Consider the following 22,197-nt stretch of genomic DNA (forward strand, 5'->3'; position numbering starts at 1 on the left):
TTGTTTTATTTACGTTTAACTTTCTTTTTCTGAGACTCATTCTTTCTAGTTACTTCAAGACCTAGCTTATTTTTGATCTTCTCAAGATATTTTTCTTCACCAGGAAGCAGGAGAGTAACAACATGACCTTCGTTACCCATTCTTCCAGTACGACCTGAACGGTGTACGTACGTTCTTGAATCCTCTGGTAAATCATAATGAAACACGTGTGTGATGTTCTCGATATCAAGACCACGAGCACCAAGGTCTGTTGTAATTAACAGTTGAATCTCTCCTTTACGGAATTTATTCAACACGTTTTTTCGTTCCGTTTTGTTTGTAGAGCTGTCCAAAACATCAAAGGAAATTTTCTTCGTAGCAAGGATCTCTTTAAGGCGCAATAGGAATTTACTATTGTTAACAAACGCAAGCGCCTTAACACCATCTTTCTTAGAAAGTTTTCGTAGTAATTCAGGCTTCTCACGTCGATTTGTAACATAGTAGCTATGTGCTACAGCTTCTTTCTCTTCTTTTGATGCTTTGATGGTGAGATGAGATGCATTTTCAGATAGCTTCTTGGCTTGCTGCGTTACTTTTTCAGATAGGGTTGCTGAGAAGAAAAGCAATTGGCAATCACGCTTCGCGGACTGACAGATAAACGAAACGTCATCCATTGTGGATGGGTGAAGCACTTGGTCGGCTTCGTCGCATACGATGGTCTTCACTTCATGCATTTTGAGTTTCTTCATGTCGATTAATTCCGCTACGCGGTTAGGTGTACCTACAATTAGTTTTGGATGCTTCTTCAACTTTTCAACTTGGCGCTTTATTGCAGCTCCTCCAATCATTGAGGCAGCGCTCATACCACTACCTTCTAGAAACTTTTGAGCTACACCGAATACTTGCATCGCAAGTTCACGGGTTGGGGCAAGTATAATTGCTTGAGTGTGTGTGATATCACTTTGTAATTCCTGAATAACAGGTAGAAGGTAGGCTAACGTTTTTCCTGTTCCGGTTGGTGCTTCAACAAGTAGATCCTCACCATTCAGAATACGAGGCATTGCTTGTTCTTGAACAGGTGATAGTTGGTCAAACCCAGCTTCTTTCCAGTTATTCAAGAGAAATGGGTGTTGTTCGAACATAGTCATATGGATACTCCTTTTATTATCAAGTGAACTTATTTTAACATATATTGTCCATCTCAGTATCCTTCGCATATGTACGCTTTATTTACCCAATACTAACGTCATGAATAGTAAGGAGGGCTTCTGAGATGAAAAAAGATAAAACCGACATGCAGTCCCCTGTTTTTGATGAAACGCAACCACATCAAGTTGATGCCCCGTCCTTTAAGGGTACTGGTATAGAAATGAAAGCTCCTTTTGTAAACCGCTATGGCGTCGTTATTGGCGATAGTCTGTATGACTCATCTGATTCCCCTCTTAATAATTGGAGTGATGAGGTCGATCCCTCCATTATGTCTGGAGATGAATGGATTCACCCAACGAATGATATCGGGTGGAATACAGAAGAAAATCATGAAATGTTACATTAAAAACGTGCTGAGAACGGGTTTTTACCTCATGACACTCATGATGCAAGCTATATGAAAGACTAGGATGTTTGAGGGATAAGCATGAGGGAATGAAGATGGCAAGGAGGTCGAGCTCATGAATGGATATTTACTTAGGAAAATGGCCGTTTATATCTTAATTGCAGGTCTTATCGTCGCATTGTTCATCGGAATCACTCTCGGAAATTACTTGCCAGATTATGCTTCGATTCAAGAGCCGCATCCTCTTCGGTGGATATTTGCTTTTGGAGCTTTTGGGGTTAGTGGTATCATTTCATCAATTATGTATACAGGTGGCGTGATTGCTGGAATCATTGAAAGAAAAACTTAGTAAAATGGACAAGGAGCGCATCGATTCGATGCGCTCCTTCTTATGGGTTAATTTAACGATCGTTAATTTATTAACAGTAACTCCTTCATTGCCGCGGTAAACATACCATCGAGATCTGTTGATCTCTCAAACAACGAAAGCCCTACCTCTCTTTCATCCTTACGGCTCCGAAGCCGCGCCAGTGTGAGTGAGCAGGATCAACAGCAATTGTAGTATGGCCATTCACTTGATGTAAGCCAATTTGAAACATGCTGTTCATACCTTTCCAGTTATGAATTTTAGTTCTCCTAATGTTAAAGGAGCTAGTTGTTAATACGGGAATTTCGAGATCCCAATTTCTTATTATACACTCTTGAGGGAAGATGTCAATGTTTGGGCTGTTTATTTTTTCCTATTGAGTGTCCCAGAACGCCGAGTGCAATACCAAGACATGCTCCGCCAGCGACCTCTGCAGGTTGATGTCCGAGAAGTTCGTTAAGCTCTTCTTCTCTCCTTACATGCAGAAGGTCAGGATAATGGCCTGATAATAATTCGATATCTTCATCAAGGTCATTTACTAATTGAGCTATTTCACCAGTATGCCTTCTGATCCCCTGTGCGTCGTACATAACGATGACCCCGAAAACACAAGCTAGCGCAGTTTCGATCGATTCTTTTCCAGTTTGTAATGCAGTATAAGTTGCTAGTGCAGAAACACCTGCTGAATGGGAACTCGGCATTCCACCTGTTTGAAAAAGAGGACGCCAATCCCATTTATTGGCCTGTTTCTTGTGAGTGAGTATTTTCAGGCCTTGCGCTAATGCAATGGCAGATAATGCTGTAATGATTCCTTTATTCAACGTATTCACCTCAATCATAGTCTCCCTTACAAAAGGATGTAATATGTTGAGTCTGTTGTGAAATAATAAATTTAAAACGGAGGGATCGACAGTGAATATTAACCAAAAAGATGCGATGTTGATTCAGAAAGCATTGAGAGCTCTTCAAAACGAAGAAAACGAACCAGAGTATTCAAACGTACTTACTAGACTGACGAACAAGCCTGGAATGAACGCCGATCTAGAATCGTTTATGAATGATGCTACAGATTACAATAAGCTGATGAATTAGAAATACTGCCGGGGTCCTTTAGGCCCTGGCCCTTTTTATGTAAATGGGAACGATAACTAGTCCTCCTCTCAGTAGTTCCACATACCATATTTAGGAAGAGTGTGGCACATTAAAAGGAGTGAGGAAAATGGCAGAAAACCTTAAGTATGCCATTACTAGGGATTATATAAGTAAGGGGAAATCTAGGCCACAAGAAAAAAATAACGGAATAACATTCATTGTTGCGCACGATACAGGCAATGCTGGTTCCACTGCATATGCGAATCGCGCATATTTTGCAAAAAACGTTGTTTCAGCTTCAGCACATACGTTTATTGATGATGATGTTATCTTAGAAATTATTCCATTAGATGAAAAAGCATGGCATGTGCGCTATGTTGTAAACACGGATAATGTTTTATTTAATGGTGATGCGAATGATCATGCGATCGGAGTGGAACTTTGTTGGGGAGGAAGCATTACGTTTCGAGAAGCGTATAGTCGGTACGTTTGGTACATCGCCTATCTATGTGACAAATTTAAGTTAGACCCAGAGTCTGATGTTGTTGCACACTCCACATTAGATCCTACACGAAGAACAGATCCACAGAACGCTTTGAATCGTTACGGCGTAACATGGGCAGAATTCATTCGTGACGTGACAGCTTCCTATCATTTGCTCGATGGTTCTGATGTTATAGACGTCATTCTAACACCGCCTCCTAAAAACGTTTTACTTATCAGCTATGGAGATCGCGGGGACGAAGTGAAACGAATTCAAAACTATCTGATCAATGCGGGTATGAATCTGCAGGAATATGGTGCAGACGGGATTTTTGGGAGAGAAACGGAATTGGCTGTTAAGAAGTTTCAGCGATTGTATGGTCTTAGTGAAGATGGAATTGTAGGTCCGATCACGCTAGCTGCTCTAAAGAAAGCTCCAAAGAGACCTTCATCTCAAGCTCCTGTAAGACCTTATCCAGGTCACTATGTCATGATAGGGGATCGTGGAAAAGATGTTGAGGCAATCCAGCGAGCAGTCAATGTTAAGCCAGATGGCATTTTCGGCCCCATTACGAGAGACGCAGTAAGGAGTTATCAATCTAGAAAAGGATTACTTGTAGATGGTATCGTAGGACCAAAAACATGGAACGTAATGTTCTAATCGCTAAAACGCCGCCCCTCATTTGAAGGGGCGGCGTTATTTTTATTTCGGAACGTTTAATTCAGGAACCCATTGACTCATGTGTTGATTTATTTCATCAAGTAACTCAGGTTTAGATTCATTTAGCGGTTTTACAATGTAACCTTTCTCTACAAAAGTTGGGAAGAATGATGGAGAGGTCACGTGAACGCTCGTCTCACCTCTAAATTTCTTCTTTTCGATATCCAAGGTAAGGATACCACCTATATCTTTATAGTTATTTTTCTGGCCAGATAAGAAGTTGCCTAGAGAGTAGGCTACAAAAACCTTGCGATCATCTGTCGTATTGATCCATTCTACCGGTTGAAGAACGTGAGGGTGATGACCTAGGATAATGTCGGCACCTGATTCTGCTATAAATGAAGACAATTCTAGCTGAAAGTTATTCGGGAGCCTTTCGTATTCATTTCCAAAATGCATGCTGACAACCACAGCGTCTGAAATGGATTCAGCTTCTTGAATATCTTTCGCAATCTTTTGTTTGTCGATGTAATTGACCAGATATGGCTTGTTTGCAGGGGGGCGAATGCCGTTTGTACCATATGTATAAGCAAGAAAAGCTACTGTGATATCATCTTTTTTTATCGTTCTGATCTTCGATTGATCTTCTGGTGAAAGGTAACTTCCTGTATAAAGCATTCCGATCTCATTCCAGTGCTTAAAGGCATTTTGTAATGCTTTTTCACCACGGTCAAGCGTATGGTTATTTGCCATAGAGACGATATCGACACCGCTTTCTTTTAGAGCGTCCCCTACTTCTTGTGGGCTATTGAAACTTGGATAAGAAGATAAACCAATCGAAGTTCCACCGATGACTGTTTCCTGATTAGCAAACGTAATATCTGCCTTCTCCATCTCAGATTTCACAGCTTCAAGCATCGGCATAAAGTCATAGCCGTTGTTCGTTTCAGCATTTTCATAGACCCTGTCGTGAATCAGAATATCTCCAACTGCTGAAAGACTTATTGAAGAAAGAGATACGGTATTGTTTTCCGCTACAGCAAGATCGTCACGGTACGATGACATGTTTTTTGGTTCTGAAAGTGATTCCCCTCCAGTAGAAAGTAAAAGAAACGTCACACTAGTAGCGAGAAAAACAACTAGCGCACAAATAACGATAAATTTAGTTTTCATTGAGTTCACCTTTGTTATAGATTTAAAACGATACACTTATTATATGGTATCTCTACAAATAGTCCTAATTCTTTTCAAAAAAAAAGACGCGACTAGTCGAATTGTGACTATTGTCGTGTCTTTTATTCGTTACAATACAAAATTGAGGTCATCGAATTTCCTTGTCGCCTTGCTTGGGTGTTCAAGGTATTCAGACAGTACTGGTACGATCGATTTGTTGTAGATTCCGTTTATCTTTGATTTCTCAAAAAGGATCAGGTCAGGATTTGTTTTTGAGAATTCTTCAATCGGGGGTTGAAGCTCTAGTTCATGAAATGATGTTTCGTAATCAACCACAATATTGGCCTGATAACTTGATAGTGAAAGGCCAGCATGCAGCTGTCCCAAAATGCCTGAATGCTTATAGTACTCCGTCACGATACGTATGTCTCGTGGTGTGTAAGGTAAGATAGTTTTAGGGTGATTAGAGACGATTATGATTTCCTCTGTGAAAGGTCTTGTGATCATGAGGAACTCATCTAACTTCTCTTTATAATGAGCAGTGTTTAGGAGTTCACTATTTTTGTCATCGATTAGTAATAAGCCAGTGACCATTTTTTAACCTCCTATGGTTTATTTTCATTTAGTTTAATCGCTTTATCCCTTTCAAGATGTGTATTTCGTCACACCCTGATTGAAAGGTGTGATTATTGTCACACCTTAAATTCAAGGTTGCTGGTATACTAAACTTAAGATGAATTGGAACGAAAGGAGTTCGGATAATGGAGTGCCCAATGATTTCAAAAAACACGGCTGGCTACAATACTCAGTCCTTTGCTTCTGAAAATTTCTCAAAACTAAAAGGTGTTATGTATGAGAGGCATGTGCCTCGTGGTGAGAAGATTTATTGGGAAGGTGAAGAGTGCCAACATATTTACTTTCTTAAACAAGGTGCGGTGAAATTAACAAAAAGCTCAGATGAAGGAAAAGACCTTGTACTGTATTATTTCCAATCTGGAGATTTGTTCGGTGATTTAAAAGATGATGTTCACATAACGAATAGTTATACTGCAGAAGCAATAAGCGATTGTACTCTTGGTGTTATTCAACAAAAGGATCTTGAAACGCTCCTCTGGCAAAATGGTGATTTAGCGATCGATTTCATGAAGTGGCTTGGTTACATGCAGCGTTTTTTACAAACAAAACTTCGAGACCTCTTGTTCTTTGGTAAAAATGGCGCTCTTGCCTCTACGCTGATCCGTATGTCGAATACGTATGGCGTATCGGAAGGCAACAAAGTGCGGTTCACAAATCGCTTAACAAATTCAGAACTAGGAGACTTAATCGGCTCGACGAGAGAAACAGTCAATCGAATGTTAAACCAGTTAAAAAGAGAAGAGATCATCGACTATGAAGGTGGCGTCATTACGATAAGAGATATTGACCGGTTAAAGGCTATTTGTCACTGTGAAGGATGTCCTAGCAGCATATGTCGATTGTAAGGGTGTAAGAGATCCATGATCTCTTATACCCTCTTTTTTTTGTGTGAAATTCACCATGTTTGTGATATATGTCACAGATGCTACTCCTTCCATCTCCTAAACTAAGAGTAGACATTGAGTTAGGGGGGAGAGAATTGAAACTTGTTGATAGTAAAAGTGAAGCTCACCGTTCAGTAAAGGTTGAGAAAAGTGAAGAAGATCTTAAAGGAACAATTATTTCTGTCTTTATGGTAGGTGGTTTTATCGTTCTATCATGGGGAGCTGTTTACTGCTTATATGTAGCGAGGTTTTAATCAGGAGGGAAGCATATGCACATTCATAAGTTTGAGAAAATCTGGTTAATTGTCGGAAGTGGAACATTAGTCGTCTTTTTACTGATTATCGGTATCAATGCATTTGCAATGGGTCACACACCGCCGAGTGATGATGAAATTTTAGATCCTCAAGAAGTCGATATTACGGCTCCATTCGACGAACCAGGCTTAAAAAAGATTGGAGAAAACGAATACGAATTGGTAATGATTGCTCAAGCGTTCACATTTCAGTCTGTTCAAGACTTGAAAATTCCGAAAGGAGCGACTGTTCATTTTACGGTAACGAGTAAAGACGTTGTGCATGGATTTCAAATTCCAAAGACAAACGTGAATATGATGGTCACTCCTGGTCACGTAAATAAAATTACTCATACGTTTGACGATGTGGGTCAATTTTTAATTTTATGCAATGAATATTGCGGAGTCGGACACCAGGCGATGGGTGTGCCTCTGGAGGTGATCGAATGATAAGTCAAGTTGTTGATCGTGCAGATGCAAAGCTTAGTATGGCACACATTTATGTTGCATTTGCAGCGGTACTACTAGGAGGTATTGCTGGACTGCTTCAAACTCTTGTAAGAAGTGGAACGGTTCAGCTTCCTGCAGGGATAGGCTATTATCAATTACTCACAGCTCATGGAATCTTACTCGCACTTGTTTTTACAACCTATTTTATTATTGGATTCTTTTACGCTGGTCTAAGCAGAACGTTAGGAAAGTTTTACGATCAACCGTTTAGAATGGCATGGCTGGGATTTGTCGTCATGACGATCGGAACAGTCTTAACGACCGTTATGATTTTATTAAATGAAGGTACTGTGCTTTACACATTTTATGCCCCATTGAAGGCTTCTCCCTTGTTTTATATTGGATTAACGTTCTTTATTATTGGCACTTGGTTAGCTGGCGGGGCAATGTGTAGTCACTATTATATTTGTAAAAAGGTATCAAAGAAAAAACTCTCTCCACTGTTTGCTTTTATGGCTGTCATGACGATGGTTTTATGGTTTGTCGCTACAATAGGTGTCGCTGCATCAGTACTCTTTCAATTTATTCCTTGGTCATTTGGATGGGTAGATGGCATCAACATCTTACTTAGTCGTACGCTGTTTTGGTATTTTGGTCATCCTCTCGTTTATTTTTGGTTACTTCCTGCGTACGTGTGTTGGTATGTCATTATTCCTGAAATCATCGGAGGGAAAATATTTAGTGACGCTCTAGCACGTTTATCATTCGTTTTATTTCTACTGTTCTCAATTCCAGTAGGCTTTCACCATCAGTTACTAGAGTCAGGGATTTCTCCGTTCTGGAAATTCTTACAGGTAGTCTTAACTTTTATGGTTATCGTTCCTTCTTTGATGACAGCATTCTCATTGTTCGCTACGTTTGAAATCTCTGGACGTAAAAAGGGAGCATCTGGGTTGTTCGGGTGGTTTAAGAAGCTTCCATGGAGAGATGCACGATTCTTTGCTCCTATGGTCGGTATGCTGATTTTCGTTCCTGCAGGCGCAGGAGGAATCATCAATGCAAGTAACCAGATGAACCAAATCGTTCATAACACGTTATGGGTAACTGGACACTTCCATCTTACAGTTGCTTCTAGTGTTGCATTGACGTTCTTTGGAATTGCGTATTGGTTGATTCCGCACCTTACAGGCAGAGTACTAACAGGAAGAATGCACAGTCTTGCAAACTTACAAACGATTCTTTGGGCAGTTGGAATGTTCTTCATGTCAGGTGCGATGCATACTGTTGGGTTACTCGGTGCTCCTAGAAGAACAGCTTACACAACCTATCAAGATCACCCGGATGCTCTAGGATGGATTCCATATGAAGTGACGATGGCACTTGGGGGCTCGATATTATTTATTGCTATTTTATTATTGATGTTTATTCTGACTGATCTTGCATTTTTTGCTCCAAAAGGAAAAGAAGACTTCCCAATCGGAACAGTTGCCGATCGAGCTGAAAGAACACCAGTTATCCTTGAAAATTGGAGGCTTTGGCTGACAGTAGCTACGATTCTCATTCTCGTAGCATACACGGTTCCGGTGGTGCACATGATCGAACACGCACCGCCAAGTTCCCCAGGATTTAAGTTTTGGTAACTAAAAGCGCTGGTTATAACATCATTAGAGTGTTGAAACAGTTTTGGTATTGCAGAGTAGTCCATTATTTCCGCTCCAATTAAGGTTAAGGAATATATGGATGGTCAGAATCTCCTTCCAAATTCATCTGTTAAACCATTGGGACGGAATGTTCGTTTTGGATTTATTCCCTTCAAGTAGGAGAGACGTTCGTATGCGGAGCATGCGATCGTCATCGGCTACGGCATTGGGAGAACAGAATAACGACATCGTTTTCTCTACAAACTGACGCTGGTTTATACCAGCGTTTTTATCTTTGATCATAGTTTTGATATAGTATAGAAGAAAATGTGGAAGGAGGACTATATGAAGAAACCTAACATTCTATTTATTGGCGCTGGTCGTATGGCAGAAGCCATTTTTTCTGGACTTAAACAATCAGATCACATTGGCACCGTCACGATCTCTAATCGATCAGATAGCGGAAGACTAGCTCATCTAAAAGATACATATCATGTTGAAACTGCAAAATGGCAGGATGTTGTTTCAAATCACGACGTTGTTATTCTCGCAGTACCTCCTGCAAGTCACCCTGCTGTATTGAAAGAGTTATCGGGCTTTGTGACGAGTCAGCTCATTATTACTGTAGCTGCAGGTATTGGACCAACTCAACTTGAAGAAGCATTACCTCAAAGTCCTGTGGCATGGATCATGCCAAATACTGCAGCTGATGTGAAGGAGTCTATGTCAATCTTTGCTTGTGGAAAACATGTTACTGATGATGACCGAGCCTCCCTTCAACTCATTTTGGACGCAATCGGGGAATCTGAAGAACTGTCTGAAGAACAAATCCATCAGTTGACCGCTGTCACAGGAAGTGCACCTGCATTTGTTTATCAATTCGCAGAAGCTCTCCAACAAACAGCGAAAACATATGGATTAACGTCAGAGCAAGCAACGAAACTTGTGGTACAAATGATGTACGGATCCGTAGCGATGTTAAAAGACGGTAGGGAGGCAAGTGCTCTCCGCGATCAAGTAACAACGCCAGGAGGAGCGACTGCAGCAGGTTTGGATGTTCTTAAAGAAGCTCATTTTGATGAGTTACTTAATGAAGCTGTGCTAGCGGTTAATCGAAAAGCAAAAGAACAAGCAAAATAAAACTTGCTCGGACTAGTCCGAGCAAGTTTTATTGTTAAAGGATATATGGTCCTAACAAAAGGACGACGATTCCGAGGTTAATTCCAAGTTGGTAAGATGTTTTTTGTAAAATCGTCCATTCGTGGTCTTGACCAAGTCTACTGATCATATAGGATATTCCAAAAATTACGAGTGGCCATACATAGCCAGCACCTGGGAATATTAAGTAACTCGGTGCAAGATATTGAAATGGTCCATCAAGGATGGATGGTAAAAAGGCAATTTGTGACCCTACGAAAAGCAGTACGATTGTCCATTCAACCCAAGGCTTATCCTGTTCGAGTGCAGCAGTGTTTGAAAAATATAGGTACATAAGAGCGAATGCTGGCAGGATAAGAAATCCAAAAGAGAATGCAAGCATCGCAAACATACCCACGATTGCTGAGAATGTGTCGAAAATAGCTAGTTTGATATCTTGGCCACTGGTTTTCGTGCTTTCCTCAATGACTGTTTCTGATGTAGAAGCACCATGCAATTCGTAACCGGATTTTTCTCTGTCTAACCAAACGATCGCATCTCCTGTTAAACTGATCGGTCTGATCGAAAGTTCATCGCTCGTACTCCTGCGAGAAGCTACCCACTCTCCTTCTTCATCCATCTTTGCTTCATAAATGCTTACAACAGATTTTTTTGGAGAGATGTTATCGTTTGCGCTGAAGAAGACCGTTGGTTCACCGTCTTTAATGCCGAGTGTAAAATAACTTGGCTTAGAAAATGTATTCCCTGTTTCAGAATTATAGATTTTGAGAAGTTTTGAGTCGGTTTCTCCTTCCCCTGAACTTTCGGCGTAATATGTATTGATAATTTTAGATCCGTTTCTTGTAGCAAAAACGGTATACGTGAAGGCAGTCGTTTCTTCTTTCTCTACAGCTTGAAAATTACTGTAGTGGTCGCCTGCAACAAGTTTGGTTTCCATTATGAGTTCAGGTGATTTATCTGGTTTAACATAGTAGATTCTGTTTGTAGTGCCCGTTAAAGCATGTAGGATAACATTATCATCTTCTGTTATCACTGCATTTCGAACTTGCTCTTCCTGATCAAATCCCACTTCATTTTTTATTTGTCCGTTAGGGCTAATAAGGTAAAGCGTGTGCTTTGACCATGCTATGGCACCATTGGGTGAGGCGTTTATGCCTTCGACAGCGTTCAAGATCGAATTTTTAGTTCCTCCCTTTGAATAGATGAGCTGATCCCCTTCTTTATAGATGGCTTGATCCTCATCAATATAAAAAGAATAGCCTTCAGGAATGCTGAAATTTAAATTCGAGGATGACGCCTCGAGCTGTTCATCAACATTAATTTTCCTTACCGGATCTCCAGGAACATAAATATCTGTGGATTTTTCTTCGTTTGTAACAAATACCTCATTATCTTCAATCGATAGTCCCAATTCCATCGTTCTGCTCCAGCCGTCGTCAGGTTGCTGTTGAATGGTGTTCAGCTGGTGAAGAAAAACAAACAATAAGATGATAAGACCGGCACCGATAGGTAATGCTAATTTTTTCATTTTTTCCTCCCCCCTCATTCCCTCTCTTTGTACATACGTATGAATTTTACACAAGTTTCAAAAAATTTACAATACATGATAAATGAACGTTCGAATAAATTTTGAATAAGATGCGTTAACTCTATGGTTCACAGGAGGAGCAATCTTATGAGGAAACGTCGAGTAGAGAAACGAATAGAAGAGTTTATTCGGTTGGCGCACTCTTCTCAAGGGGAGGATGGCGCGTTTCGCTATTGCTTTGAAAATAGTCTCCTAACGGATGCAGCCATGATTGTTTTAATCAAAACCCTGGAGTTACAGGAAGAAGAATTACTGCAAGCACTAGTAGAGCGTCTTTTAGAACAGCAAGATCCTTCGGGGTGCTGGAAACTCTACCATGATGAAGAAGAGGGAAATCTCTCTGCGACTGTACAGGCCTATCACAGCTTGTTATTTTCTGGTAAGGTATCGAGCGAAAGGTTAGAAAGCGCGCGGTACTACATTCTAAAGAGTGGTGGGCTAAGTAGAACGGACTCGTTAACGAAAGTGTTTTTGGCTATACATGGTCATATCCCTTGGCCAAATTTATTTCACTTTCCTATGCTCTTCATGCTCATACCAGAATCATTTCCGATTTCGTTTTATGACTTAAGTTCGTATGCTCGCATTCATTTTGCTCCAATCATTATTATGCAAGATAAAAAATATACCCTTCAAACGAAGTGGACACCAGATCTTACAGAGCTTGTAAGTAGAGAACGGCACGAGGTTAGAGAGTCCGTACTCAATTTACCTGCTAACTTACTATTTCTTGCAAGAAAAAGAGTGGAACAATACATGCTGCAGCGTATAGAATCTGATGGAACGTTGTTCAATTACGCTACAGCTACGTTTTTCATGATCTATGCGATGCTTGCACTTGGGTATGATCGCCACTCACCAACCATTATGAATGCAATGAATGGATTAAAGAAGATGGTGTGGAAGTCTGAGTCACATCTTCAGAATTCCCCTTCGACGATGTGGGACACGGCTTTAATGTCGTATGTTCTTGATGAAGCAGGTGTTTCATATGAGTCTCCAATGAGAATAAATTCGGCTAACTACCTTCTACATCATCAGCAAGACCGAAAAGGTGATTGGGCAATAACGAGACCAAACATCGAGCCAGGTGGATGGGGGTTTTCTGAAGGGAACACCTTTCATCCAGACATCGATGATACTTCTGCAGCTTTAAGGGCAATCAAAAGATATATACCTTTTGATGAAGGTATACACTCTGCTTGGCAAAAGGGAACGAACTGGTTGATCAGCATGCAGAATAACGATGGAGGGTGGCCTGCGTTTGAACCTGACCGAAAAGCACTTTTATTAAAAGATATCCCTATCGATGGAGCTGACTCCTCTTTCCCTGATAACTCGACAGCGGATCTAACGGGTAGAACAGTCGAATTCCTATGCAATAGTGCAGGGTTGGAACGAACTCACCCAGTCATAAAAAGGGCGATCGATTGGCTTGTGAAAAATCAGAAAGTTGATGGCTCATGGTATGGCAGATGGGGGATTTACTATATTTACGGTACGTGGGCAGCACTCACAGGATTAAAAGCTGCTGAAGTAAGAGAAGATCATCCCACAGTAAGAAAAGGCTTAGAGTTTCTTAAGAGGATACAGCGTGATGATGGAGGGTGGGGAGAGTCTTGTTCTAGCAATGTGAAAAAATCATACGTTGCACTCGCTCATAGCACACCTTCTCAAACTGCTTGGGCTGTTGAGGCGTTGATGGGTTTCGAAGGAGATACCATCGAAGTTAAGAGGGGAATCGATTATCTTCTTAGGAATCACACAGAAAAAGAACGAACGTATCCTACCGGTGCGGGGTTAGCGGGTAGCTTCTATATTCAATACCATAGCTATGAGTTGATTTGGCCGCTCCTTACACTCTCGAAATACTACAAACTACTTGGAAAATAAAACAAAGTGCGTAAACCGCACTTTGTTTGTTATTCTAATCCTTTTTTCTCAAGTTCCCTAACTCTAATTTCTCCCGTTCCTCGAGGGATTTTGACGGAATGCACAGTGCTCGCCTCAAGCTCTTTTGCGATCATATCCGTCGCTTCTGAAGGATCGATCTTATCACCACAAGTATAAACGTCGATCGAGGCATACCCATGCTCAGGGAAGCTATGAATCGTGAGGTGAGATTCAGCAATAATGACAGCACCGCTAATTCCCTGTGGTTCAAAAGGGTGAAAAACGACTTCACGGATTTCCGCTCCAGAATCGAGTGCAGCTTTAGCGAATGTTTCTTCTATAAAAACCAAATCGTTCAATTTCTCTTTATTACAATTCCACATTTCAGCTATGATATGATGGCCAAGTGTTTCGATGATTCTTGCCTCCCTTGATTTACTCATTATAGTTTCTATAATAAGAAATCTATTTATACAACGTTTCTCCCCTCTGAAAAGAAATGTTAAACTGATTTTGCATAGCTTTCTTCACTTGAAGGTTATCATTTGACACCTTATGTTTAAGTGTTTAAACTTAAGAACAAAAAGAGAGTTAAAGGAGTAACCGCTATGACATCGATACCTACTTTGGTTGGAAACCATAAAGATTATTTTCATACCGGCGAGACAAAGGAGTTTAGCTTTAGAAAGCAGCAGCTTGAAAAATTAAGGGACGCGATCAAGGAGTATGAGGAAGAGGTACTACACGCATTGAAAACGGATTTACATAAATCAGAGTGGGAAGCTTATACGACGGAAATCGGATTTCTTCTTGAGGAAATCAAGTTCACGATCAAGCATTTGAAGGAATGGATGAAGCCAGAAAGTGTTAAAACACCCATGACGCACATTGGATCAAAGAGCCATATTCATTCAGAACCTTTCGGCGTTACGCTCATAATCGCACCTTGGAACTATCCGTTTCAGCTTCAACTTGCTCCACTTGTTGGAGCGATCGCTGCAGGTAATTGTGCAGTTTTGAAACCTTCTGAACTTACCCCAACAGTATCACATGTTCTTGCCAAGTTGATTCGAGAGAACTTTGAGGAGAAGTATATTTCGATCGTCGAAGGTGGGGTTCAAGTAAGTACGGAACTGCTAAAGCAACCGTTCGACCATATCTTTTTCACTGGCAGCGTCCCTGTTGGAAAAATTGTCATGGAAGCAGCAGCGAAACAGCTCATTCCCGTTACCCTTGAGTTAGGTGGTAAAAGCCCTGCTATTGTAGAGAAGGATGCAAATCTGACCCTCGCTGCCAAGAGAATCATGTGGGGGAAATTTACGAATGCAGGTCAAACATGCATAGCTCCTGACTATCTCTACGTTCATCGCGACGTTAAGAGTGATTTACTTAAGAAGATGCAGGACGTACTATACGAATTCTATGGTGATGATCCAATATCAGATGAGAAATATGCGCATATTGTAAGTGATAAGCATTTTGAAAGACTAAAGAGTTTTCTTAGCGATGGCGATGTGATAATCGGTGGTCAACATAAAGCAGAAGAGAGGGTTATCGCTCCAACGCTACTCGACAATATCTCATGGGAAGATCCCATCATGCAAGATGAGATCTTTGGGCCGTTGCTACCGATCCTTGAATTTGACGACCTTCAGGACGTCGTCACGGAAGTGCGTAAACGACCGAAGCCACTAGCTCTTTATTTCTTCTCTGAAAGTGATGAGAAACAGGATTACATTACAGATAACCTCTCTTTCGGTGGAGGGTGTATGAACGATACCCTTATGCACATTGTTTCACCATATCTCCCGTTTGGAGGAGTTGGAACGAGCGGAACAGGTAGTTACCATGGAAAGGCGAGTTTTGATGCATTTTCTAATACGAAGAGTATCGTAAAACAAACGACCAAATTTGATTTCTCTTTCCGCTACCCATCTGCTAAAAACGGGTTGAAAATAATAAAGAAAATAATGGGGTAAGAAGCCCTTACTCCTTTACAATTTCTATAGAAATGGATAACGCTTTTTTTCTTTAGTATCTTAAACTATCGTGATATGATAACGAGAAAGCTACTCCCATCTTTTAAAGGTAGGGTTACTTTTGATAGGAGGATACAAATGAGTCTTAATAAAGGAATTATTAGTCTTGGGGAAGCGCTGATCGATTTTATCCCTCTAGATATGGAAAATACAACGTATCAAAAAAGTCCAGGTGGTGCGCCTGCAAATGTCTCTGTAGGGTTGTCACGTCTTGGAGCAAAATCTACGTTTCTAGGCAAAGTCGGCGATGACGTACTAGGACGTTTTCTTAGAGACACCTTACGCGATTATGGTGTAGATGTCTCAACGATGATTTTGACTGAAGCTGAGCGAACGGGTGTTGTATTCGTTACGAATGCTGAGGATGGTGAGCGAAGTTTTGACTTCTACATAAACCCAAGTGCAGATCGCTTTCTACATGCAGAGGAAATTGTAGCTGAGGTGTTTGATCAGCATCGGGTTCTTCACTTCGGTTCGATTTCGATGATCAGTGAACCGTCGAGAAGTGCAACAAGGAAAGCAGTTGAGATCGCAAAAGAGAAAGGTCTCCTCATTTCGTATGATCCAAACCTTCGTCTTGGTCTTTGGGAAAGTGAAGAACGTGCGAAAGAAATTATCGTGTCGATGCTTTCTGAAGCGGATATCTTAAAGTTATCTGATGAAGAGCTGACGTTCATAACCGGAGAAGATGATATTGAGGCTGGGATCAAAAAGCTCTCACACTATCAGATTCCAGTGGTATTCATTACGAGGGGTGGAGAAGGAAGTCTTGTTTTCACACCTGATTATTCCCTGCAGGTTCCGGCGATGAAGATAGAGGCAGTAGATACAACAGGCGCAGGAGATGCATTCGTATCTGGAATCTTATACTGCTTTAATGAGTATGAAGGTGATCTTTCAAACTTACCGAAAGAAGAACTTAGGAAGATGACGCAGTTCGCAAGTGTATCAGGTGCCCTTGCAGCATCAACCAAAGGGGCTATGACAGCTCTGCCAACTTTATCTGAAGTTCAAGAGCTTTTAAAGGCTGTGTAACCATCTCGCTTAGCGAGATGGTTTTTTAGTGCAAGTGGAGTGAGCTAGCTTGTGAGAGAATGGTACGGTACAATCGTAGTGGATGACTTAACGGAGGTGTTAATGAAATGAACAAAGACTTTTTACTAGAACTACTTGCAACGCCGTCTCCTTCTGGAGCGGAAATGGAGATCCAGCATAAATGGATGAACTATGTGAGTGAGTTTGCTGATGAAATGCGTACAGATCATGCAGGAAATGTTATCGGCATTTTAAACCCTGACGCAGAGTTTAAGGTGTTGCTTGCCGGCCATTCCGATGAAATAGGCTTTATGGTTAAAAAGATAGATGATAAGGGCTTTATTCGCGTTGAAAAGCTAGGTGGTATCAGTCATAAGCCAGCGATCGGGATGAAGGTTACGATCTTTGGAACGCATGGAAAATTGAACGGTGTGTTTGGGGTTAACGCAGAACATCATGGTGGCGCTAAAGGCGAATTTACGTTCGATGATCTGTATATCGATTGTGGAGCAACTTCTAAAGAAGAAGTAGAGAAATATATTGAAATTGGTGATTTAGCTGTATATAAAAGGGATGTTGAGTTCCTTCTAAACGATCGAATCAGTGGTAGAGGACTCGATAACCGAACAGGTTCTTTCATCGTTGCTGAAGTATTGAAGGAAGTAGCGAAGCGAAATCCGAAGGTCGGTGTTTATGCAGTAAGTACCGTTAACGAAGAAACCAATATGGGTGGGGCTTATTTCGCTGGAGCAGGAATCAAACCAACGATGGCGATCGCATGCGATGTAACGTTCGCATCTGATTATCCTGGTATCGATTCAAGTAAACACACAGATGTAAAGATTGGTGGAGGACCAGTTATCGCGAAAGGTGCGCCGATTAATATTAAGATTAATCAGATGTTACTTGACGCTGCAAAGAAATTAGATATGAAAGTACAATATGAGCTAACTCCTAGAATGACGGGTACAGATGCGGATAAGCTGCGTTTAACTGGAGAAGGCGTTCCGGTTTCCCTGTTGTCTCTTCCTCTTCGGTACATGCATGCTCCTGTGGAAACTGTGAGCTTGAAAGACATGGAAGAAGAAATCGCTCTACTTGTTGAAATGATTGCAACGTTAACGGGAGAAGAAAGTGTCAATCCTTTAACGAAATAATATTGACAATTTTGTGAAAATAGTGCTAAGCTAACAGAGTGAAAAAATTCGAAAGGGAGTGTGTGTGATGGAGCATGTTAAAAGAATGGCCTTATTAATTTCATGTGAAAGAGACGCACATTGCCCAGGTGTAATGATTTAATTGCTACAAGGGGTGAGAAGCGTCTTAGACGTGCGCCCTATTTAATGTCTAACGTATATCAGGCATAACCGCGTGCGGTTATGCCTTTTTTTGTTGGGCAATTTTATCGTCATTCACTTGGGTGGTATTGCTGAAAGGATTGGGGGGAAATGGATGTTTGCAATTTTAGGAAAGTTAAGCTGGTTTTTTAAACAGCATTGGAAGCGATATACGATTGCAATATTTTTACTTGTGTTCGCGGGGATACTCGAAATGATCCCACCGAAATTAATCGGTATGGCGATCGATGAAATTAATATCGGAACGTTAACTTGGGATCGGTTACAAAATTACCTGCTCACCTATGGAGCATTGTTGATCGCAGTGTATTTTATTACGTACATTTGGATGTATCAGTTATTTGGTGGGGCGTTTTTAGTTGAGAGAATGTTACGTTCGAGGTACATGAAGCACTTATTGAAAATGACTTCGACATTTTATGAGAGAAATAGAACTGGTGATCTTATGGCGCGAGCTACGAACGACCTCAAAGCAGTCTCCATGACGGCAGGCTTCGGTATCTTAACCCTGGTAGACTCAACCGCATTTATGATAATCGTTCTTGCGACGATGAGCATACTCATCAGCTGGAAATTAACGTTAGCAGCTATCATCCCTCTACCTCTCATGGCGCTTGCTATGAACAAGTATGGAAAAATCATACACAGACGATTCACCGCTGCACAGGATTCGTTTGGAGAGATGAACGACCAGGTATTAGAATCGATTGCAGGTGTTCGCGTTACAAGGGCTTATGTTCAAGAACGTGCGGATCAAAACAAGTTTCGCCGTTTAACAGAAGACGTATTTAAGAAAAATATCGATGTAGCAAAAATCGATGTATTATTTGAACCTACGATCAAAGTACTCGTTGGAATCAGTTATTTGATCGGTCTTGGGTATGGGGCATACCTTGTCTTTCATAATGAGTTAACGCTTGGTGAGCTTGTCTCGTTTAACGTTTATTTAGGAATGCTCATATGGCCGATGATTGCAGTAGGCGAGCTCATCAATGTCATGCAAAGAGGAAATGCATCGTTAGATCGTGTGAATAAGATCTTAACCTATGAAGAGGACGTAAAAGAACACAAATCACCTAAGACTCTTAAAAGTCCAGGTGAGGTCACATTTGAGCATGTGACGTTCACTTATCCTTCTTCTGAAGTAAAGAACCTTGAAAATGTATCGTTTACTCTATCAAAGGGTGAAACACTTGGGATTGTAGGCCGTACCGGAAGCGGGAAGACGACACTTCTGAAGCAATTGTTAAGAGAGTACCCTCCTGGCGAGGGAGAAGTAAAGATTTCAGGAATCCCCATTCAAGACCTTTCGCAAGAAGCACTTCAAGGGTGGATCGGCTATGTTCCACAAGAACAAATCCTTTTTTCTAGAACGGTAAGAGAAAACATACTTTTTGGAAGAAGCGATGGTACGGAGCATGATGTGAACCGTGTCCTAAGATTAGCTGACATTCAAAAGGACATTACGACCTTTCCTTCAGGACTCGATACGCTTGTTGGCGAAAAAGGGGTCGCTTTGTCAGGAGGACAAAAGCAGCGTGTTTCCATTGCAAGAGCATTAATGATTGACCCTGAAATATTGATCTTAGATGATGCGATGTCAGCGGTGGATGGTAAAACAGAAGCACAGATCATCTCCAATATTCGAAACGAACGAGCGGGGAAAACGACGCTCATCGCAACACATCGGTTATCAGGTGTTCAGCATGCAGATAAGATCATCGTACTTGATAATGGAAAAGTGTCTGAACTTGGCACTCATCACGAGTTGATCCAACACAACGGTTGGTATAAAGAACAGTTTGACAGACAGCAGCTTGAAGATAATTTGAAGGAGGTGCTGTAAGTGAATCGACACGTTGGGAAACGCTTAGTTCAGTATGCACTCCGCTTTAAGAAGACGATCCTCATCGCGCTTCTACTGCTTACTGTTGCTGTAGCCGCTGAGCTATCTGGACCGCTGATTGCAAAACGGATGATCGACAAACACATCCTTGGGATAGAGAACCCATGGTTTGAAACTGACCAAAGAGAAGAAGCGGTTAAGTATAAAGGGGAATGGTATAAGCGAAGTGATCATTTCTCAAGCGGTGAAGAAAAAGGAAAAGAAGTTAGAATTCTTCAAGTAGGAAGAGATTATTATTTTGTTGATGAGCCTATTCCATTCGATGGAGAGAGGACTGTTGAAGACGGGGCCATCATGATATCAAAGGACAGTAATACGGTTACCTTGGAAGCAGAGAAGCTTACGAATAATGAACTTCTCAGCTTTTACAAGCCGGAGTTTGAGCCGCTTATTTGGTTGATTGTTCTTTACTTCGGATTGCTGATATTCGCATCGTTCTTTGAATATGGGCAAGGGCTGTTGTTACAGACATCTGCTAACAGAATCATTCAGAATATGCGTACAGATGTCTATGCTCAAATTCAAAGGCTTCATATTAACTATTTTGATAACCTCCCGGCTGGGAAAGTTGTATCGAGAATCACGAATGATACTGAAGCGATCCGTGAGCTTTATGTCACTGTACTCGCTACGTTTTTCACTAGTATCATTTATATGACAGGTATCTTTGTTGCTTTATTCTTTTTAGATGTGAAACTGGCGTTCATCACCTTAGCAATTGTACCGATTTTAGTTATTTGGGTGATCGTCTATCGCCGTTTTGCTTCTAAATATAACAAGGTCATTCGTACTCGAATCAGTGATATCAATGGGATGATAAACGAATCGATTCAAGGCATATCGATCATTCGAGCATTTAAACGAAGCTCGCAAACTGAAAAAGAATTTGAAACGCTTAATGAAAGTCACTTTACTTATCAGAACAAGCTTTTGAACTTAAATTCACTCATGTCTTACAATCTGGTAAACATCTTGAGAAATATTACGTTCGTTGCCCTCATCTGGTATTTTGGAGGTGCATCATTGACCGCTGCTTCAGTCGTTAGCCTAGGCGTGCTCTATGCATTTGTCGATTACTTGAATAGACTATTCCAGCCTGTTACAAACATGGTGAACCAATTGGCGAACCTTGAACAAGCGCTCGTTGCGGCAGATCGTGTATTTGAACTCCTCGATGAAAAAGGGGAAGATGTTGCAGACGGAGAGCTTAAACCATATGAAGGAAATGTTGCTTTTAACAATGTATCGTTTGCATACAAAGAAGAGGAGTATGTTCTTAAGGACCTATCCTTCACTGCCAAAAAAGGTGAAACCGTTGCGCTGGTGGGCCATACTGGTTCAGGAAAGAGTTCGATCATGAACCTTCTATTCCGGTTCTATGACAATCAAAAAGGCACGATCACAATCGATGGTAAAGACATTCAATCGATACCAAAGCAACATTTAAGACAGCATATGGCGATTGTATTGCAAGATCCTTTTCTATTCACTGGCACAATCGCATCAAATGTGAGCTTAGATGATCCTTCGATCTCAAGAGAGAAGGTAGAAAAAGCATTGAACGATGTTGGAGCAGAGGAATTATTGAAAACTCTACCGAAAGGCTACGATGAGCCTGTCATTGAAAAAGGTAGTACGCTTTCTTCAGGACAACGTCAATTGATTTCATTTGCTCGTGCACTAGCATTTGATCCAGCCGTTCTCATCCTGGATGAAGCGACATCTAACGTAGATACTGAAACAGAAATCGTGATACAAAATGCATTGGATACGCTGAAGAAAGGGCGGACCACATTCATTATCGCACATAGACTTTCGACGATTCGAGAAGCCGATCAGATCCTTGTTCTCCACCAAGGGGAGATTGCTGAAAGAGGAAGTCATGAAGAGCTAATGCAAAAACAAGGTAGGTATTACCAAATGTATCAGCTCCAACAAGGAAAAACGATTGAGCGGGCAGTATAAACGAAGCCGGGTCCCTACTTACGGGACCCGGCTTTCTATACA

General features: G+C 41.1%; 21 protein-coding genes and 1 pseudogene. 16 read left to right on the forward strand and 6 right to left on the reverse strand.

All coding sequences use genetic code 11. From position 1 onward, the window contains the following. Nucleotides 1–5: 5 nt before the first annotated feature. Complete coding sequence (locus tag ACXAEY_RS05180) at nucleotides 6–1,127, reverse strand: DEAD/DEAH box helicase (RefSeq protein ID WP_474810780.1); 1,122 nt, start codon at nucleotides 1,125–1,127, stop codon at nucleotides 6–8. Between the two features lie 125 nt (nucleotides 1,128–1,252). On the opposite strand from ACXAEY_RS05180, the gene ACXAEY_RS05185 reads away from it, so the two are divergent. Together ACXAEY_RS05185 and ACXAEY_RS05190 are read left to right on the forward strand one after the other, a co-directional pair. After that, a complete protein-coding gene (locus tag ACXAEY_RS05185; protein WP_474810781.1) occupies nucleotides 1,253–1,534 on the forward strand; it encodes a DUF3905 domain-containing protein in 282 nt (93 codons plus the stop codon). A gap of 115 nt (nucleotides 1,535–1,649) precedes the next feature. Continuing rightward, a complete protein-coding gene (locus ACXAEY_RS05190; protein WP_270179701.1) occupies nucleotides 1,650–1,883 on the forward strand; it encodes a hypothetical protein in 234 nt (77 codons plus the stop codon). 365 nt (nucleotides 1,884–2,248) lie between these two features. Here the strand turns inward: ACXAEY_RS05190 and ACXAEY_RS05195 are convergent, their stop codons facing one another. Next, nucleotides 2,249–2,731: a divergent PAP2 family protein gene (locus ACXAEY_RS05195; protein ID WP_474810782.1), complete on the reverse strand. Its 483-nt coding sequence runs from the start codon at nucleotides 2,729–2,731 to the stop codon at nucleotides 2,249–2,251. Nucleotides 2,732–2,813: 82 nt separating this feature from the next. On the opposite strand from ACXAEY_RS05195, the gene ACXAEY_RS05200 reads away from it, so the two are divergent. The 3 genes and pseudogenes from ACXAEY_RS05200 to ACXAEY_RS05210 all read left to right on the forward strand — a co-directional run bounded on the left by ACXAEY_RS05200 (nucleotide 2,814) and on the right by ACXAEY_RS05210 (nucleotide 4,137). Further along, complete coding sequence (locus ACXAEY_RS05200; RefSeq protein WP_270179699.1) at nucleotides 2,814–2,993, forward strand: hypothetical protein; 180 nt, start codon at nucleotides 2,814–2,816, stop codon at nucleotides 2,991–2,993. A 127-nt stretch (nucleotides 2,994–3,120) separates the two neighbouring features. Then, nucleotides 3,121–3,645 (forward strand): annotated as a pseudogene (locus ACXAEY_RS05205) (peptidoglycan recognition protein family protein); the annotation flags it as partial. A 93-nt stretch (nucleotides 3,646–3,738) separates the two neighbouring features. Continuing rightward, nucleotides 3,739–4,137 (forward strand): peptidoglycan-binding domain-containing protein, encoded by a 399-nt coding sequence (locus tag ACXAEY_RS05210; RefSeq protein WP_474814736.1) that lies wholly within the window; start codon nucleotides 3,739–3,741, stop codon nucleotides 4,135–4,137. 42 nt (nucleotides 4,138–4,179) lie between these two features. Here ACXAEY_RS05210 and ACXAEY_RS05215 read toward each other — a convergent pair whose 3' ends face one another. Further along, a complete protein-coding gene (locus tag ACXAEY_RS05215) occupies nucleotides 4,180–5,310 on the reverse strand; it encodes a CapA family protein (protein WP_474810784.1) in 1,131 nt (376 codons plus the stop codon). 129 nt (nucleotides 5,311–5,439) lie between these two features. After that, nucleotides 5,440–5,904, reverse strand: coding sequence for a hypothetical protein (locus ACXAEY_RS05220; RefSeq protein WP_474810785.1), 465 nt, complete (start codon nucleotides 5,902–5,904; stop codon nucleotides 5,440–5,442). A 179-nt stretch (nucleotides 5,905–6,083) separates the two neighbouring features. On the opposite strand from ACXAEY_RS05220, the gene ACXAEY_RS05225 reads away from it, so the two are divergent. The 5 genes from ACXAEY_RS05225 to proC all read left to right on the forward strand — a co-directional run bounded on the left by ACXAEY_RS05225 (nucleotide 6,084) and on the right by proC (nucleotide 10,353). Beyond that, on the forward strand, nucleotides 6,084–6,791 hold the full coding sequence (locus ACXAEY_RS05225) for a Crp/Fnr family transcriptional regulator (RefSeq protein WP_474810786.1): 708 nt from the start codon (nucleotides 6,084–6,086) through the stop codon (nucleotides 6,789–6,791). Between the two features lie 134 nt (nucleotides 6,792–6,925). After that, on the forward strand, nucleotides 6,926–7,084 hold the full coding sequence (locus tag ACXAEY_RS05230; RefSeq protein ID WP_270179695.1) for a cytochrome c oxidase subunit 2A: 159 nt from the start codon (nucleotides 6,926–6,928) through the stop codon (nucleotides 7,082–7,084). A gap of 15 nt (nucleotides 7,085–7,099) precedes the next feature. Then, the gene (locus ACXAEY_RS05235) at nucleotides 7,100–7,573 is read left to right on the forward strand and encodes a cytochrome c oxidase subunit II (RefSeq protein WP_270179694.1); all 474 of its coding nucleotides are present in this window, start codon (nucleotides 7,100–7,102) and stop codon (nucleotides 7,571–7,573) included. Beyond that, the gene (locus ACXAEY_RS05240; RefSeq protein WP_270179693.1) at nucleotides 7,570–9,213 is read left to right on the forward strand and encodes a b(o/a)3-type cytochrome-c oxidase subunit 1; all 1,644 of its coding nucleotides are present in this window, start codon (nucleotides 7,570–7,572) and stop codon (nucleotides 9,211–9,213) included. Before ACXAEY_RS05235 ends, ACXAEY_RS05240 begins: the two co-directional genes overlap by 4 nt. A 345-nt stretch (nucleotides 9,214–9,558) precedes the next feature. Next, the gene (proC, locus tag ACXAEY_RS05245; protein ID WP_474810787.1) at nucleotides 9,559–10,353 is read left to right on the forward strand and encodes a pyrroline-5-carboxylate reductase; all 795 of its coding nucleotides are present in this window, start codon (nucleotides 9,559–9,561) and stop codon (nucleotides 10,351–10,353) included. 34 nt (nucleotides 10,354–10,387) lie between these two features. Here proC and ACXAEY_RS05250 read toward each other — a convergent pair whose 3' ends face one another. Next, nucleotides 10,388–11,899 (reverse strand): hypothetical protein, encoded by a 1,512-nt coding sequence (locus tag ACXAEY_RS05250; protein WP_474810788.1) that lies wholly within the window; start codon nucleotides 11,897–11,899, stop codon nucleotides 10,388–10,390. Nucleotides 11,900–12,046: 147 nt separating this feature from the next. On the opposite strand from ACXAEY_RS05250, the gene ACXAEY_RS05255 reads away from it, so the two are divergent. Then, nucleotides 12,047–13,852 carry a terpene cyclase/mutase family protein gene (locus tag ACXAEY_RS05255; protein WP_474810789.1) on the forward strand — a complete coding sequence of 602 codons (1,806 nt, stop codon included), beginning with the start codon at nucleotides 12,047–12,049 and terminating at the stop codon, nucleotides 13,850–13,852. A gap of 29 nt (nucleotides 13,853–13,881) precedes the next feature. On the opposite strand, the gene speD is transcribed toward ACXAEY_RS05255, so the two are convergent. Next, nucleotides 13,882–14,268: an adenosylmethionine decarboxylase gene (gene speD / locus ACXAEY_RS05260; RefSeq protein WP_270180610.1), complete on the reverse strand. Its 387-nt coding sequence runs from the start codon at nucleotides 14,266–14,268 to the stop codon at nucleotides 13,882–13,884. Nucleotides 14,269–14,460: 192 nt separating this feature from the next. Between speD and ACXAEY_RS05265 the strand changes: the two genes are divergently transcribed. The 5 genes from ACXAEY_RS05265 to ACXAEY_RS05285 all read left to right on the forward strand — a co-directional run bounded on the left by ACXAEY_RS05265 (nucleotide 14,461) and on the right by ACXAEY_RS05285 (nucleotide 22,155). Then, nucleotides 14,461–15,831 (forward strand): aldehyde dehydrogenase, encoded by a 1,371-nt coding sequence (locus ACXAEY_RS05265; protein ID WP_270179689.1) that lies wholly within the window; start codon nucleotides 14,461–14,463, stop codon nucleotides 15,829–15,831. A gap of 138 nt (nucleotides 15,832–15,969) precedes the next feature. Continuing rightward, nucleotides 15,970–16,926, forward strand: coding sequence for an aminoimidazole riboside kinase (locus ACXAEY_RS05270; protein ID WP_474810792.1), 957 nt, complete (start codon nucleotides 15,970–15,972; stop codon nucleotides 16,924–16,926). A 107-nt stretch (nucleotides 16,927–17,033) separates the two neighbouring features. Continuing rightward, nucleotides 17,034–18,083: a M20/M25/M40 family metallo-hydrolase gene (locus tag ACXAEY_RS05275; protein ID WP_474810794.1), complete on the forward strand. Its 1,050-nt coding sequence runs from the start codon at nucleotides 17,034–17,036 to the stop codon at nucleotides 18,081–18,083. A gap of 295 nt (nucleotides 18,084–18,378) precedes the next feature. Next, the gene (locus ACXAEY_RS05280; RefSeq protein ID WP_474810795.1) at nucleotides 18,379–20,130 is read left to right on the forward strand and encodes an ABC transporter ATP-binding protein; all 1,752 of its coding nucleotides are present in this window, start codon (nucleotides 18,379–18,381) and stop codon (nucleotides 20,128–20,130) included. Continuing rightward, on the forward strand, nucleotides 20,131–22,155 hold the full coding sequence (locus ACXAEY_RS05285) for an ABC transporter ATP-binding protein (protein WP_474810796.1): 2,025 nt from the start codon (nucleotides 20,131–20,133) through the stop codon (nucleotides 22,153–22,155). Nucleotides 22,156–22,197: the final 42 nt, after the last annotated feature.

It is taken from the genome of Anaerobacillus sp. ABA4_114 (assembly GCF_056159065.1).

Coding starts and splice junctions, on each gene's coding strand:
- ACXAEY_RS05180 (WP_474810780.1), bottom strand. CDS start 1,127: ATGACTATGTTCGAACAACACCCATTTCTCTTGAATAACTGGAAAGAA.
- ACXAEY_RS05185 (WP_474810781.1), top strand. CDS start 1,253: ATGAAAAAAGATAAAACCGACATGCAGTCCCCTGTTTTTGATGAAACG.
- ACXAEY_RS05190 (WP_270179701.1), top strand. CDS start 1,650: ATGAATGGATATTTACTTAGGAAAATGGCCGTTTATATCTTAATTGCA.
- ACXAEY_RS05215 (WP_474810784.1), bottom strand. CDS start 5,310: ATGAAAACTAAATTTATCGTTATTTGTGCGCTAGTTGTTTTTCTCGCT.
- ACXAEY_RS05220 (WP_474810785.1), bottom strand. CDS start 5,904: ATGGTCACTGGCTTATTACTAATCGATGACAAAAATAGTGAACTCCTA.
- ACXAEY_RS05225 (WP_474810786.1), top strand. CDS start 6,084: ATGATTTCAAAAAACACGGCTGGCTACAATACTCAGTCCTTTGCTTCT.
- ACXAEY_RS05235 (WP_270179694.1), top strand. CDS start 7,100: ATGCACATTCATAAGTTTGAGAAAATCTGGTTAATTGTCGGAAGTGGA.
- ACXAEY_RS05240 (WP_270179693.1), top strand. CDS start 7,570: ATGATAAGTCAAGTTGTTGATCGTGCAGATGCAAAGCTTAGTATGGCA.
- proC (WP_474810787.1), top strand. CDS start 9,559: ATGAAGAAACCTAACATTCTATTTATTGGCGCTGGTCGTATGGCAGAA.
- ACXAEY_RS05250 (WP_474810788.1), bottom strand. CDS start 11,899: ATGAAAAAATTAGCATTACCTATCGGTGCCGGTCTTATCATCTTATTG.
- ACXAEY_RS05255 (WP_474810789.1), top strand. CDS start 12,047: ATGAGGAAACGTCGAGTAGAGAAACGAATAGAAGAGTTTATTCGGTTG.
- ACXAEY_RS05265 (WP_270179689.1), top strand. CDS start 14,461: ATGACATCGATACCTACTTTGGTTGGAAACCATAAAGATTATTTTCAT.
- ACXAEY_RS05270 (WP_474810792.1), top strand. CDS start 15,970: ATGAGTCTTAATAAAGGAATTATTAGTCTTGGGGAAGCGCTGATCGAT.
- ACXAEY_RS05275 (WP_474810794.1), top strand. CDS start 17,034: ATGAACAAAGACTTTTTACTAGAACTACTTGCAACGCCGTCTCCTTCT.
- ACXAEY_RS05280 (WP_474810795.1), top strand. CDS start 18,379: ATGTTTGCAATTTTAGGAAAGTTAAGCTGGTTTTTTAAACAGCATTGG.